The organism is Paenibacillus sp. JT31N17, assembly GCF_056269255.1.
The window spans coordinates 156629-171525 of sequence record NZ_JBWDNP010000007.1 but is presented as its reverse complement, the minus strand read 5'-3'; the positions used below and the strand labels follow the sequence as shown (position 1 = coordinate 171525).

Sequence of the window (14897 nt, the reverse complement as noted above, 5' to 3'; positions counted from 1 at the left end):
CAAACTCTACACTAATCCTTCAGGACGGGACTCAAGCTCAAAGCTTCAAGCGCTCTGAAAAAAGAAGCCGTCACTGCATCAGCTGCAGGACGGCACGGGAGCATTGCATCGGGTTATAATGCTGATTGCGTTTGGTCATCAGATCACGCCGATGTTGGACAGCGCTGTAAGGCTCCTGAATCATTTCAAACCATTTATCTATCGTCTCTGTGTCTATAAGCATTTCGCCGAAGCCGCTCTCAACAAAATATTCGCAGTTGACCTCTTCCTGTCCGGGAATCGGCTCATAGAACAGCATCGGAATGCTCTTGCTGAGACCCTCGGTACAGGTCATGCCGCCGGGTTTGGTAATCAGCAGATCGGATACGTCCATCAGCTTGCTGATCTCCTTGGTAAAGCCCAGCACTTTGATGTTGGGATGCTGGAAATGCGGATCAGCCAGCATTTTCTCTCTGGCCTTGTCGTTGTTCCCCACACAGTAGATAATCTGTATGCGGTCCCGCCAGCGTGTCATATACTCCAGCAGATTGTCGCTGTACATAATCCCCCAGCCGCCTCCCATAATAAGGACAGTGGGCATGGGCTTCAAATCGAATTGAGCCTGCAGCTCGGCTTTATCATGTGTTTCCCAGAAGTTCGGATGAACCGGAATGCCCGTCACTTCAATTCTGCTTGCAGGGATGCCCCGGTCGGTAAGCTTCTTCTTCACAAGCTCGGTGGAGACCAGATACTTGTTGACCTCGGAGCTGGTCCACGTGCCATGAGCGTCATAATCGGTAATAAGCGTGTATAATGGAACATTGAGACCAAGACGCTTCAAGCGGGAGACCACCGCGTTGGGAACCGGGTGGGTGCATACGATCAAATCCGGCTTCAGTTGGGAAATCACTTGAGAGGTATGCGTATAAAATATCCGGTGAAGCGCAAGCTGGGTGAACCTGTTTAAAGATTTTTTGTATTGTCTTCGATATACGATGCCGACTAGCTTCGGCTGTTTGCTGACTGTTTTGCGATAGGCGGAAACAATTAACGGACCAAGCACGGGATTTAAAAATTTGCCAAGCTCAATGACGCGGGTGGAAATACCCGGATTGAGCGCACGCAGACCGACAGCCAGCGCATAGGCGGCTTGAGTATGACCTGAACCGAATCCTTCAGAGAGCAGCAGCACTCTTTTTTTACGCAACTTCTCACCTACTTTTCTGACCACATAGGAAAAAATGTCCCCAGGATGTCTTTCCTATCGGCGATAACAACACGCAAGGTGAAACGGCTATCGCCGTCCTTTGGAGGCGGGGTGCGTTTCATTCCGGAGAAATATAAGCAAAGTATGATGAAGATTAATACTTTCTTATATTTCAAAAAATCCCCTCTACCCTATATTACTTTGCAAGTCCGTTCAAAACAAGTTAGGAATTGAGACTTGCGGAGGAATCCTCAGTAATTTATCCTAAAAATTAGGTAAACGAAGGACAGGCGCCTTATTCTTAAATAAACAGCTTGATTTTATAGACGAGCAGGAGGATAAAAAAGATGCAGCAGCAACATAAATTTATTCCGGAAATCGGTTCTTTGGTGGCGGTCCGCTACAAGACAGGAGAGTATATTGGTGAAGTGATGGAAGCTGCGGGCGGCAGTCCGCGCGCACTGGTGAAAGTACTGGCTGTGCTCAAGCATCCGGAGCAGGGCGATCTCCATAATCCGCAAAATCCGGACGTGCCGATGTTTCATGAGCGCAGAGCGCTCAGCTATACGGAGAAGGCCAATATTCCCTATGGCGATCTGGTGCCCTACAAGGGTGAGGTCCCGTCTTATCCGGATTCGCTTAAAGAAGCCCTGGAGAATGAGCTGGCAGCGCTTGACCGGTTGAAGCGGTGGGCTGAGCGCGGCCTGGAGCAGCTTGCGCAGCTGCAGCGGGAATATAAAATTTAAGGAGGCGCGCACAAGATGGGGAAGGAATGGCTGGCCAAGGAGATTTATGCGGTATCCCATTTAACCGGAGAATTTGTACTGCGTTCAGGTCAAATTTCCAATGAATATTTTGATAAATACTTGTTCGAATCCGACCCCAGACTGCTGGGGGTCATCGCCTCGGAAATGTCAGCCTATATTCCGATTGGAACGCAGGTTCTGGCTGGCATCGAGATGGGAGCGATTCCGCTGACAACGGCACTTTCGCTGGAGACGGGCATCCCTTCCGCATTTGTCAGGAAGAAAGCGAAGGATCATGGAACCTGCAAAATTGCCGAAGGAATCGATGTGGCGGGCAAAAAGGTATGTGTCGTCGAGGATGTTATAACCTCGGGAGGGCAGGTTGTCATGAGTGTCAATGCGCTGCGTGAAGCGGGGGCTATCGTGGATAACGTCATCTGCGTCATCCTGAGGAGTCCGCAAGGACGCAAAAGGCTGGAGGAAATAAACCTGCGGCTGCATGCGCTTTTTACAATGGAAGAACTGAATGAGCTGGGACAGCGGCAGTAGTCCGGAGGGCGGAGGCCGTGCAACGAACGGGTTAAAGGGATTTGAACAATAAGGGTTGCCTGGTGCGGCAAAAGGTGGTATTATTTGCTTATCGACCAGATGACCGATTTGGGATTTTGGTCAATAACAGATTTTGAGTGGTAAATCCGCGAGAAGGAGGCTTCGGCAAATGGATACCAGAAAGCTTCCGGTTGACCGCCGGCTGCAGGTTGTCGAAGCGGCTGCCCAATCGTTCGCCATGTTCGGCTATAAAGCAACGACAATGGAGCTTGTGGCCAAAATCGCAGCAGTCGGCAAGGGCACCATCTACACCTTCTTCGCCACCAAGGAGGAATTGTTCGATGAAATAATCGGACAGCTGACCGGCGAGCTGCGCTCGCTTGCCGATCGCACGATTAATCGCGAAACGCCCTTCTTCGATAATTTGACGATTGTGTTGTATGAACTGCTCCGCTTTCGCGAGAAGCATGAGCTGATCGTCAAGCTGTCCCAGGAGGTCCGCGATTTGGGCACTCCCATGGCCAAGGAGGGGATTGCCAAGCTGGAGCGGGCTATCGTCTCATGTATACAAAATGAAGTTGCACTGGCAGTCGAGAAAGGCGAGGTGCGCAGCGTCGATCCGGAGCTGACGGCTTTCATCATGCTCAGACTGTACATTTCGCTTGCCGTGGACTGGAGCAAAGAGCATGAACCCCTTGCGCGCGAGGAAATCGCCGGGTATTTTGCTTCCCTGCTCAAAAGCGGAGTGGGGGCTTGAAGGTTGTACCCGTATAACGAAGCTGTTATTGACGGTTTGAGAAGCGGCACACGCTGCTTATTTTTTTGAATTAAAATGACCGAATAACCAAACTGGTCATATGTTCACTATTCATTCGGAGGCGGTTATGATGGGTTTTACCTTGTTTGGCAGAGAGCTTGCACGTATTGTCCGCAGTCCCAAGCTGTTGATCCCGATCATCGGGGTTCTGTTCATTCCGATTATGTACAGCGGCATGCTTGTCGGCGCCTTCTGGGATCCTTACGGGAAGCTTGGCGAGCTGCCGGTTGCTGTCGTTAATGAGGACCAGGGAGCCTCATTTGAAGGTGAAACGCTGACGGTAGGCTCGGATCTGGTCGCAAGCCTGAAGGAAAACAAGCAATTCCGCTGGGCCTTTGTCGATCGGGCAGCTGCGGAGAAGGGCATTGAGGCCGGGGATTATTACTACGCCATTGAAATTCCGCCGGGCTTCTCCGAGCAGGCAACCACGCTGCTGGACGAGAATCCGCAGCCCGCTTCGCTGAAATATATCTCCAATGACAGCGATAATTATCTGGCTGCAAAAATCGGTCATACGGCGATGGATCAGCTGCAGGCGGAGCTGTCGCAGGAGGTTACCAAAGCCTATGCCCAAGCGGTATTCCATCAAATCGGCGATGCTGCCGACGGCATTACGGAGGCCAGCGCGGGAGCCGCCAAGCTGAGGGACGGGGCTGCGGACGCGGCGAACGGCGCTTCGCTGCTGCTCGAGAACGCGGGCAAGCTGGCCAGCGGAACGCTGGAACTGAAAAGCGGCGCCGATAAGCTTGGCAAGGGAGCGGGCAGCGTAGCGGAAGGCACGGCTGCCCTGAGCTCCGGCGCGGCGGCCTTGTCAGACGGGCTCGGCAAGCTTGAGGCTGCCGCCCGACAGCTCAGCGGCGGTGCTGGAGATGCCCTGCAGGCGGGCAGGCAGCTGGCAGGCGGGCTTGTGACGGCGAAGACGGGCAGCGGGCAGCTTGCGGACAGCTCGGCGAAGCTGTCGGCGGCGCTTGAAGCTTACGCCGCCGCCAGAGGCGATGCAGCGCAGGACCCCGCGCTGCAGGAGCTGCTCGCCGCCGCCCGCAAGCTGGCGGCGGGCGCGGACGGGCTTGCCGGCAGCAGCGCGAAGCTGGCTGCCGGGGCGGCGCAGATGCAGCAGGGGCAAAGCGCCCTGCTGCAGGGCATGGACGCGCTGCACGCGAAGCTCGCAGACGCGAAGAAGAGCGGCGCCCGGCTGGCCGCGGGCGCCAGTGAAACGGCCGGCGGCGCCGCGCAGGTCGCGGACGGCGCAGCCGCAGCAGGCCGTGGAGCGGCCGAGCTTGCCGCTGGCACCGGCAAGCTTCAGAGCGGCTCCGCCGCGCTTGCCAGCGGCGCGCAGCGGCTCGCCGGAGGCTCGGCGGAGCTGGCCGGCAAGCTCGGCGCAGCCGCAGCCCAAACAAGCGGCGTCCAGGGAACCGACGCCCTGTATGACATGTTCGCGAAGCCGGTCCATGTCGAGGAGCGCAAGCTCAGCGAGGTGCCGAACTACGGCACGGGCTTTACGCCCTATTTCCTTTCGCTTGGCCTGTTTGTAGGAGCATTGCTGTCATCGATGGTGATGCCGATGCGGGAGACCGGCGAGCTTCCCCGCTCCGGCTGGAGCTGGTTCGCCAGCAAGGCGCTCTTGTTCCTGAGCGTCGGCATGATTCAGGCACTCATTGCCGATGCCATCCTTGTCTACGGGATCGGCGTGCATGTGAATCATCTGTGGCCCTTCGTCGGCCTCTCGGTGCTGACAAGCATTACCTTTATGATGATTATCCAGTTCCTCGTTACGACGATGGATCAGCCCGGACGATTCGCCGCGGTCATTCTGCTTATCCTGCAGCTGACCGGCAGTGCCGGCACCTATCCGCGCGAGCTGGTTCCGGCCTGGCTGAGGAGCATCGGCGACTGGCTGCCGATGACGTATTCGATCTCGGCCTTCAGGTCCATTATTACGGGAGAATCGCTTGACCAAACAGGGAACCAATCCCTCCATATCGCCTTGTTCGGTATTGTCTTCGCGGGACTGACATTGGCTTTCTTCCTGTTTCTTTTCCGCAAAAACCGCCGCAGAGCGGATGTGCCGGAAAGCAGGATGCTGAGTGTATAAGCCGGCTGTTACCTAATAACGGTATGGCAGTTATCCGGTGTGCAGCCAAAAATAAAGCCGTATTCCCTCATTAAAGTGTGGGGAATACGGCTTATTACCTTTCAGGAGAAGAATCAAGAGGCTTAAGAATTAATGAATGCGGTTTGAAGGGACTTGCGGTAAACGACCTGGTAGCCGAGTCCTCTGGAAAGAGCCGCCAGCGGCAGGTAGGTGAATGAACCTCCGTTTGTCTGCTGCAGATAAGCCGGCGTCTCCAAGGGAACCGTCGTTCCGTCGACGTTCATCGTCTTGGCTCCAATCGTGAAGGAGACGACCTTATTGTTTGCGCTGATTGTGGCTGTCTTGGTTTTGCCGTCCCACGTCAGCTGAGCTTTTAAGGCATCCGCGATGTCGCGCATCGGAAGGAAGGTCGTGTCGTTTTTGAGAATCGGTTTGTTTTTGCCGCCTAGCACGCTGCCATTGATGACGATATCCAGCGGCACCCCCGCCGGAAGCGGAGCGGGCTTGCGGTATTCGCCCCAGATGCCTTTGGCGAACGCCATGGCCATTTGCTCGTAACCGGCCTGCTTGGGATGGATGTCTCCTTGAAGAATACTGGTATAGGCCAGCTCTTTGCCTATGAACGGCTCGGATACGTCCACGGTTTTCACCCGATAGCCCTGTTCGAGGAAACGTGACGCTACGGATTCGTCAAGCTCGCGCAGCTGCTTCACGGCGCCCTGCAGGACGGCATACTGCTCCTCGGTTACCGCCTTGTTGATTGGGGAGGGCTTGGGCACGGGAAGATACTGGTCGGCAAATACAATTTCAGCCTTGGGATTGATGGCGAGCGTAGCGGTTAGGGACGCTTCGAGGGAAGTCTGATAGCTTGCCAGCATCGTGTCGATCCAGGTCTGGATATCGCTTGGACTCATCACATGCCGCTTCATTTCATCGAATAAGGGCAGGAAGTCATTGCCGCCAATCGTCATGATGATCAGATTGGCTTGCTCCAGAACCGTGCGAAGCTCAGCAGACTTGGCAATGGTCTCAGGCGCGAGACGATACTTTGAAAGGCCGGGCTGAATGCCGTCAGCGGTCACGCTTGTTCCGTTCTGCGCGGCCTCCAGCCATTGGCGGAGCCCGTCGGATTTCAGGCCGAGCACGCCGAAGTTCTGGAGCTCCGCCGCTCCGTGATACAGAGCCTGCTCATAAACGCGGTCTGCATAGCCATACGGAACGGTGCTTTCTGTCATTCCATTCTCATAGCCGGCCGTGAGGGAGTCGCCCACAGCCGCAATGCGCAGCGGAGCGTTTGTTTCCGCGGCTGCGGCCAGCGCCGCATAAGTCTGCTGCAGGGCGGCGGCGTTCGGCTGCATTCCCTGGTAGCCGGTCGTTCCGATTGAAGAAGTGCCTGCAGCCGGCATAAGCGATGATGTTTCCGCCGCATAGGCGGCAGGTCCTGCCAGCAGCGAGGCTGCGAGTATGTAGGCGGCGACATTCATTTTCCTGAAGTTGCTATTCAATCTCTCCACGTCCTTTTGATAAAATGTAAAAGTATTCGGTTCGAATTGCTTGTATTTCTAAGATGAAGAAACTTGTTGTGAGCCGCCAAAGGAGGGTGGAGCTGTTTCTTCTTGACTGTTAAAACCTGCGCACCGTAAAAGATCTCTTATCAGAACCATAAAAAATATTAAATTGATATCATTATGGGGTGATGTTAAAATAAAATAATAACGTTTTGACGCAGATTTATCGGAAGATGCTGATGATTACAGCTTGCTTGCGAGCGTACAACAGCGTCTTTTAACTTGTTCATTTTTCGCTGGTTTGGTATGCTGTATGCTTACGCATTCCTTCATTCTAAACCAAAGCAGGGCGAAAATGAAGACGGATCTTTTGTAACCACCGTTTATCCACAAATTTTCTCATAGAGAGGTTGCACGACATGAAAGAGAATCGTTATGGGTTGCCGCCGAAGCAAGGCCTGTACGATCCGCAATTAGAGAAAGACGCTTGCGGTATGGGCTTTGTGGCTAACATCAAAGGGAAAAAATCACATACCATTATTCAGCAAGCGCTGACGGTGCTTGAGAATATGGAACACCGCGGCGGCCAAGGGAGCGAGCCCAACACGGGAGACGGAGCGGGCATCATGCTGCAGATTCCGCATGCTTTTTTCGCTCGGGAATTGAAAGGGCAAGGCATTGAGCTGCCGGCAAACGGAGAGTATGCGGTAGGCATGCTGTTCTTGTCGCAGGATGAAGCGCTGCGCAGCACGCACGAGCGCGAGCTTGAATCCATTATTCGGGAGGAAGGCCAGACGCTGATCGGCTGGCGCACGGTTCCGACGAACGATGGGAAGCTTGGCGAATCCGCCAAGAGCGTAAAGCCGTTTGTCCGCCAGGTGTTTATCGGCCGCAGCGCCGATATCCAGGATGAGCTTGCCTTTGAACGCAAAATCTATGTCATCCGCAAGCGTTCAGAGCATGCTATCCGCTACTCCGGTGCCGAAGGGGCGGACACGTACTATATCCCGAGCATGTCGAGCAAGAAAATCGTTTATAAAGGAATGCTTACAACCGAGCAGGTTCGTTCGTTCTATCTGGAATTGAACGATGAAGCGGTGGAAACGGCAATCGCGCTGGTACACTCCCGTTTCTCCACGAACACGTTCCCGAGCTGGGAGCGGGCGCATCCTTACCGTTATATGATTCATAACGGCGAGATCAATACGCTGCGCGGCAATGTCAACTGGATGCATGCGCGCCAGACCCTGTTCGAAACCGAGCTGTTCGGTTCCGATATGGATAAAATCAAGCCGGTTATCGATCCGGACGGTTCCGATACCGCGATGTTCGATAACACGCTGGAATTTATGTATCTGTCCGGCCGGTCTCTTCCCCATGTCGCAATGATGATGGTTCCCGAGCCGTGGTCGAACCATGAGGGCATGGATGACGACAAGAAGGCATTCTACGAATATCACAGCACGCTTATGGAACCATGGGACGGGCCTGCGGCAATGGGGTTCACAGACGGTACCCAGATTGTCGCTCTGCTCGACCGCAATGGGCTTCGTCCTGCGCGTTACTACGTGACGAAGGATGACGTTATCATTCTGGGTTCGGAGGCGGGTACCGTACCGGTTGAGCCGGACAATATTTTGTACAAGGATCGTCTTCGCCCGGGACGGATGCTGCTGGTGGACACCAAGGAAGGCCGCATCATTACCGATGAAGAAGTCAAAGCGCAAATCGTGAAGGAGCATCCTTACCGCGAATGGCTCGACGAGCATCTCGTCGGTCTGGATGATCTGCCCGATGCGCCGGAGCTGCCTGAGCCGGATCATGCAACCGTGCAGCAGCGCCAGCAGGCTTTTGGCTACACATTCGAAGATTTGCGCAAAGTGCTGGAGCCGATGGCTGGCAGCGGCGTGGAACCGATTGCATCCATGGGCTACGATGCTCCTCTGGCTGTGCTGTCGGAGCGTCCGCAGCGTCTTTACAATTATTTCAAGCAGTTGTTCGCTCAAGTCACGAATCCGCCGATTGATGCCATTCGTGAGGAGATTATTACAGCGACTGGAACGACTCTCGGACCCGAGCGCAACCTGCTCCACCCGGAACCAGAAAGCTGCCGTCATATCAGACTGGCTTCGCCTGTTCTGTCCAACGAAGAGTTTGCCAAGCTGCGCCATGTGCGCCGCCCCGGATTCAAGTCGATTACACTGCCTATTCTGTACCAGGCGGCTAAGGGCGAAGAGGGTCTGCGCAGCGCTTTGACCCAAATGTGCGAAGCGGCAGACCGCGTAATCAGCAAAGGGCACAATATCCTGATCTTGTCCGACCGCGGCGTAGACCGCGAGAATGCGGCGATTCCGGCTCTGCTTGCGGTATCGGCGCTGCATCATCATCTGATCCGCGAAGGATCGCGGACCAAGGTCTGCATCCTGCTTGAATCCGGCGAACCGCGCGAGGTGCATCATTTTGCCCTGCTGCTCGGCTACGGCGTCAGTGCGGTTAATCCGTATCTGGCTTTCGAGACGCTTGACGATATGATCCGCCAAGGCATGCTGCGCGGCGTTACGCATGATAAAGCTGTGAAGAATTTCATCAAGGCAGCGACCAAGGGCGTTGTAAAAGTGCTCTCCAAAATGGGGATTTCCACCATTCAATCCTACCGCGGCTCGCAAATTTTCGAAGCTGTTGGCTTGAAAGAAGAGCTGGTGGACGAATATTTCACCTGGACGCAGTCCCGCATCGGCGGTATTGGCCTTGATGTAATTGCCGACGAGAATCTGAAGCATCATAACCGCGCGTTTACCGAGCAGGAAGGCGGCGAGAAGGAGCTGGATTCCGGCGGCGAATATCAATGGCGCAAGGATGGCGAGGACCATCTCTTCAGTCCCCAAACGATCCACACGCTGCAGATGGCATCGCGCTCGAACGATTACAAGCTGTACAAGAAATTTTCGGCGCTTGTGCAGGGCGAGGACAAGAAGCATCTGACCCTTCGTTCGCTGCTTGATTTCAAGCATAATTCCGAGCCGATTCCTCTGGATGAGGTTGAGTCTGTGGAGTCCATCGTCAAACGGTTCAAAACCGGGGCAATGTCCTACGGCTCCATCAGTAAGGAAGCCCATGAATCGCTTGCAATTGCGATGAACCGCATTGGCGGCAAATCCAATACGGGCGAAGGCGGCGAGGATCCGGCCCGGTTTATCCCGGATGCCAATGGGGACTCCAGACGAAGTGCCATTAAGCAGGTGGCCTCCGGCCGCTTCGGCGTTACCAGCGATTACCTCGTCAATGCGGATGAGATCCAGATCAAGATGGCACAGGGCGCCAAGCCTGGTGAAGGCGGGCAGCTGCCTGGCCGCAAAGTTTATCCGTGGGTTGCTGAAGTGCGCGGATCGACGCCGGGTGTGGGTCTGATTTCTCCGCCGCCGCATCATGATATTTATTCCATCGAGGATTTGGCGGAGTTGATTCATGATCTGAAGAATGCCAATCCGCGGGCGCGCATCAACGTGAAGCTGGTATCCGAGGTAGGCGTCGGGACGATTGCCGCAGGGGTGGCCAAGGGCCGTGCCGATGTTATTCTGGTCAGCGGCTATGATGGAGGAACAGGAGCATCGCCTCTGGCTTCCATCCGTCATGCCGGAATGCCTTGGGAGCTTGGTTTGGCGGAAACGCACCAGACGCTGATGCTGAACAATCTTCGTGATCGCGTCGTCGTCGAAACCGATGGCAAAATCATGAACGGGCGCGACCTTGCCATCGCTGCATTATTGGGCGCTGAGGAGTTCGGTTTCTCCACGGCTCCGCTGGTCGTACTGGGCTGCATTATGATGCGTGTCTGCCAGCTGGATACCTGTCCGGTGGGAGTGGCAACGCAAAACCCTGAGCTGCGCAAGAAATTCATGGGCGATCCGAGCCACGTAGCCAACTATATGCTGTTCGTTGCACAGGAGCTTCGGGAAATCATGGCTGAGCTTGGATTCCGCACGGTGCAGGATATGGTTGGACGTGTCGACCGTCTGGAGACGAAGACATTGATCGAACATTACAAGCTCAAAGGAATCGATCTGACGCGCTTGCTGCATCAGCCTGAGCTGCCTGAAGGCGCTGTGCGCTACTGCATTCAGGAGCAGGATCACAAGCTTGACGAGTCGCTTGATATGCAGAAGCTGCTTCCGATCGCGGAGCGTGCGCTTGAGAGCGGCGAGAAAGTCAGCGCTACCCTGCCGATACGCAACATCAACCGTGTTGTCGGTACGATATTGGGCAGCGAGGTAACCCGACGTTATGGAGCAAAGGGTTTGCCGGAGGATACTATTTCGTATCACTTTATCGGCTCTGCAGGACAAAGCTTTGGCGCTTTCGTACCGAAGGGGATTACACTTTCTCTGGAAGGCGACTCCAACGACTACGTCGGAAAAGGGCTATCCGGCGGCAAAATCATCATCGCTCCTTCGCCTCAGGCGACGTTTAAGGCCGAGGAGAATGTCATCATCGGCAACACCGCGCTCTATGGCGCTACGAACGGTGAAGCTTATATCAGCGGAATTGCCGGTGAGCGTTTTGCCGTACGGAACTCGGGCGCCAAGGTCGTTGTCGAAGGCGTAGGCGATCACGGCTGTGAGTATATGACAGGTGGCCGTGTTGTAATTCTGGGGAACACAGGCCGTAATTTTGCCGCAGGGATGTCGGGGGGCGTCGCCTACGTGCTGGATGAGACCGGTGACTTCTACAAGCATTGCAACATTGAAATGGTGCTTCTGGAGCGCGTGGAAGATGCCAGAGAAGTTACGGAGCTTCGTGATATGATTGCGCGCCACGTGACTTATACGGGCAGTGCAATCGGCGAACGGGTGCTGAAGGATTGGGATGCGTCGATAACGAGGTTTGTGAAGATCATTCCGAAGGATTACAAACGGATGCTGGAGCAAATCGAGAAGATGGAGCAAACCGGCTTAGCCGGCGAGGCTGCTCTCTTGGCAGCTTTTGAAGCCAATATGAAAGAGCTGGCCCGCATTGGCGGTAACTAAACAGATGGAATAGGAAAGACTGCCGGGTAACCTCGGCAGTCTTTCTTTTTTTTGTACTTATGGAATGTGAAAGATTCAAGAGGAAGGCCCTGCATCCACTTATCGGCATAGGGGGCATGCAACCAGAAACAATCGGAGGCTTCAATAATAGAATAGATTATCAGGTTGAATAGGAGGAGGAATTAAGGTGAGTATGAATGTGATAACAGATTTTAATGCTGTAGGTGACGGTATTCATGATGATACTCTGGCTATTCAAACCGCCATTAATTCTGTCCCGGAAGGCGGAACTCTGTTTGTACCCGCGGGTAATTACAAGGTAAGCAAAAACCCGCTTCATAAAATATCAACTGGCTATGGAACCAGTTATGCAGCATTGAAAATCGTAAAGCCGATAACCATTATAATGAACGATGCCATTTTTGAGACCAAGACTGCTGGCAGTTACGGAGTATTCTGGGTTTATAAGGCTTCGAATGTCCATTTCCAGGGCGGAAGTCTTAGAGGGGATCAACTACCTTCGGACGGCATTCTCACCTCGAGGGTGGGTCTCCTGCTTCAGGATTGCCGCTCCTGTTCGGTTGAAGGGATGACCATAAGGAATTACTCCCAAGGTATTAATGTATATAATTCTGAGGACTGCTCGATCTCCCGGATCACAAGCGAATATAATAATGGTTCCGGCATTATTAACTTCAATTCTGAGCGCTGCCTGATTGACTCCTGTCAAATCCGAAATTCCCGCGACGGACATCTTTCGCTTTTTGGGGGCGGCCAATATAACACGGTATCGAACTGCACGGTGACCGAGGATCGCGACGGAAATTTGAATCAGCAGGGAATCACCCTTGAAAAAGAGAAAAACAGCATAATCAAAAACAATACGGTGACCGGCTTTTATTATGGAATTGATGTTAAAAATGGGTCGGATTCCTGTATCCTTCTTGAGAATCAGTGCACGAATAATCAATTTAATATTGCGATTCGACCAGGGGATGACGGCAACAATCTTCAAGCCACAAGCAACAATATTACTATTTCAAAAAATGATGTCACAAGTCCGCGCAGGCTAAGTCCCAGTGCCGGTATTCTTGTAAAGGTTGGAATCGGGCATGTGATTTCGGAGAATATCATCAATAAAAACATGCTGATCATGATTGGCGGCGTACGGATCAATAACAATCTGTCTCTCAATCAAATTAAAATTATTAATAATCGTTTCATTTCCTAAAAGTCGGGGTAATTATCATTTTGGGATGGTGCGGTTTTATGGGCTGCTGTGAAATTGCTTTATGCAAGCTTTCACAATCCTGTAAGACCGTTTTTTGCTGCAACGAGGTGATTGTATGAGAAAAACATTAGAATATCTGAGAGAAACTTAATCGCGAAATGAGGCATTTTGGTACCTAAGGAGGCTTACATACGGGAATATACATGGTATGATGCTTCTTGTAATCCGTTATTGAAATGGATTGCGCAGAGCTGGAGCTGAAGACAGTACGATCCCATAGTGAGCTGTCAAGAGATCAGAGTAGATCCATTATCGGCTATATCGGTAATAAGCTATGAAAAATGAATAGTAACTCCCAATATGATTGCGAATTCGACAAAATAACAGGAAGATAGTACGGTTTTGACTTCCAACAAACGACAACTTAAACAAATCAAAGCGGTTACAATGATTACAGTCTTTCAGTAGCCGGTCGATTTAATAGGTCTAAGGAGTGATTTGTTGCAATGATTCATACGAATGAAAGACAACTGCACGATATGAAGCTTAAGCAAAAGGAAACCATTGATATTCGAATGATTATGGAGCAAATGGGCATATCCAAGGAATGGGAGGATGAGTATCGAAGCAGCGCCAAGAAACGGTTAAGCTGATCGGCAGTTCTTCTTGAAAACAGGTTTCTGACAACCATCATAGATCATTATAATCTTTGTATGTAAGAAAACGAATTCTTATATGCGAAGATTTTTTAATTGAGATGTCAGTTTGAAATCGATTTGAATAATAACCAATTAACAAGAGCGCATTTGTATGGTTCGTGAAAACACAAAGAGCTGAGGTGTTGATTTGGAATGAATTCAAACCAGGACAAAAAGACCGATCGCGCGGCAGGCAAGCAGGTAGAACTCGATGTGAGAGCAATTATGGAACAGCTCGGCCTTACTTCTAACAGCTGGTCTCAAATCAACGCTTCCGTGGAAGGGAAAAAATGAGGATAAGCAAGAAGAGACGGTATTTGCGGGTATCTGGCGGCAAGATTGGCTTCTTCCTTCTAACCTTATAGACATTTAGAGGAGTGAAACGTCATAATTTCTATAAGGACAAAAAAACCATAGTTGGCTTAGCTGGCCAACTGTGGTTTTTTTTTTGAAAAGTGATGCTCATTTAATTCATCATTCTCTCTGCGCGTACAAAAGCAATGAACCGCCGCGCTTCTTCAACAGTTAACTTGCGGCCATCTATGGTCAAGGCGAAATTTTGCAGCAATTGTTCGTCCGCCAATTCTAATTGATCGACAAACTGGCGTATCGGATCGTCGAGTGTAACATGAGGAGAATTTGTTCTTCCTACGAGGAAGTCTACAGAAACATGAAACAAGTCGGCGAATTTGGAAAGTGTTTCGGTATCTGGTTCCCTGCGGTTCTTCTCGTAATGAGATAATGCCGCTCGCGAAATTCCCAGTGAAGCAGCGGTATGTTCCTGAGTCCACCCCCTATCTTCCCTCAATTTAGCAATACGAATTCCTATGTTCATAATACTCCTCCTAACCAGCCATACCAACATATTAATACGAAACGCTTACAAATGCATGATATGAAACAAAACGTAGCAAGCTTGAAAGAACTATGAAAAAATCCTTGACATGCTACAATCCGTATCGTAAAGTAAACATTGAAAATGATACATTACGTATCATACCTGTTATTCAGTATTACCACAAATCATTTTTTAATTCGTACTGGAT

11 protein-coding genes are annotated in these 14897 nt (G+C 52.1%); 8 read left to right on the top strand and 3 right to left on the bottom strand.

Annotation, left to right across the window (positions count from 1 at the left end):
* Window positions 1-70 precede the first annotated feature (70 nt).
* Complete coding sequence (locus tag AC0YOB_RS22410; RefSeq protein ID WP_210038239.1) at window positions 71-1186, bottom strand: MGDG synthase family glycosyltransferase; 1116 nt, start codon at window positions 1184-1186, stop codon at window positions 71-73.
* Between the two features lie 347 nt (window positions 1187-1533).
* Here AC0YOB_RS22410 and kapB point away from each other — a divergent pair, with 347 nt between their 5' ends.
* The 4 genes from kapB (at window position 1534) to AC0YOB_RS22390 (ending at window position 5390) form a co-directional block, all read left to right on the top strand.
* Window positions 1534-1932, top strand: coding sequence for a kinase-associated lipoprotein KapB (kapB, locus tag AC0YOB_RS22405; RefSeq protein WP_210038240.1), 399 nt, complete (start codon window positions 1534-1536; stop codon window positions 1930-1932).
* A gap of 15 nt (window positions 1933-1947) precedes the next feature.
* On the top strand, window positions 1948-2481 hold the full coding sequence (gene pyrE / locus AC0YOB_RS22400) for an orotate phosphoribosyltransferase (protein ID WP_475794645.1): 534 nt from the start codon (window positions 1948-1950) through the stop codon (window positions 2479-2481).
* A 169-nt stretch (window positions 2482-2650) separates the two neighbouring features.
* Window positions 2651-3238 carry a TetR/AcrR family transcriptional regulator gene (locus AC0YOB_RS22395; RefSeq protein ID WP_475794644.1) on the top strand — a complete coding sequence of 196 codons (588 nt, stop codon included), beginning with the start codon at window positions 2651-2653 and terminating at the stop codon, window positions 3236-3238.
* A gap of 127 nt (window positions 3239-3365) precedes the next feature.
* A complete protein-coding gene (locus tag AC0YOB_RS22390; RefSeq protein ID WP_475794643.1) occupies window positions 3366-5390 on the top strand; it encodes a YhgE/Pip family protein in 2025 nt (674 codons plus the stop codon).
* A gap of 122 nt (window positions 5391-5512) precedes the next feature.
* Here AC0YOB_RS22390 and AC0YOB_RS22385 read toward each other — a convergent pair whose 3' ends face one another.
* Complete coding sequence (locus AC0YOB_RS22385; protein WP_475794642.1) at window positions 5513-6895, bottom strand: stalk domain-containing protein; 1383 nt, start codon at window positions 6893-6895, stop codon at window positions 5513-5515.
* A gap of 422 nt (window positions 6896-7317) precedes the next feature.
* Here AC0YOB_RS22385 and gltB point away from each other — a divergent pair, with 422 nt between their 5' ends.
* The 4 genes from gltB to AC0YOB_RS22365 all read left to right on the top strand — a co-directional run bounded on the left by gltB (window position 7318) and on the right by AC0YOB_RS22365 (window position 14145).
* The gene (gene gltB, locus AC0YOB_RS22380; protein ID WP_475794641.1) at window positions 7318-11922 is read left to right on the top strand and encodes a glutamate synthase large subunit; all 4605 of its coding nucleotides are present in this window, start codon (window positions 7318-7320) and stop codon (window positions 11920-11922) included.
* Window positions 11923-12115: 193 nt separating this feature from the next.
* A complete protein-coding gene (locus AC0YOB_RS22375) occupies window positions 12116-13153 on the top strand; it encodes a right-handed parallel beta-helix repeat-containing protein (RefSeq protein WP_475794761.1) in 1038 nt (345 codons plus the stop codon).
* A 506-nt stretch (window positions 13154-13659) separates the two neighbouring features.
* The gene (locus AC0YOB_RS22370; protein WP_475789504.1) at window positions 13660-13806 is read left to right on the top strand and encodes a hypothetical protein; all 147 of its coding nucleotides are present in this window, start codon (window positions 13660-13662) and stop codon (window positions 13804-13806) included.
* 198 nt (window positions 13807-14004) lie between these two features.
* Window positions 14005-14145 (top strand): hypothetical protein, encoded by a 141-nt coding sequence (locus AC0YOB_RS22365; RefSeq protein WP_475794640.1) that lies wholly within the window; start codon window positions 14005-14007, stop codon window positions 14143-14145.
* Window positions 14146-14317: 172 nt separating this feature from the next.
* On the opposite strand, the gene AC0YOB_RS22360 is transcribed toward AC0YOB_RS22365, so the two are convergent.
* A complete protein-coding gene (locus AC0YOB_RS22360) occupies window positions 14318-14686 on the bottom strand; it encodes a helix-turn-helix domain-containing protein (protein WP_210038249.1) in 369 nt (122 codons plus the stop codon).
* Window positions 14687-14897: the final 211 nt, after the last annotated feature.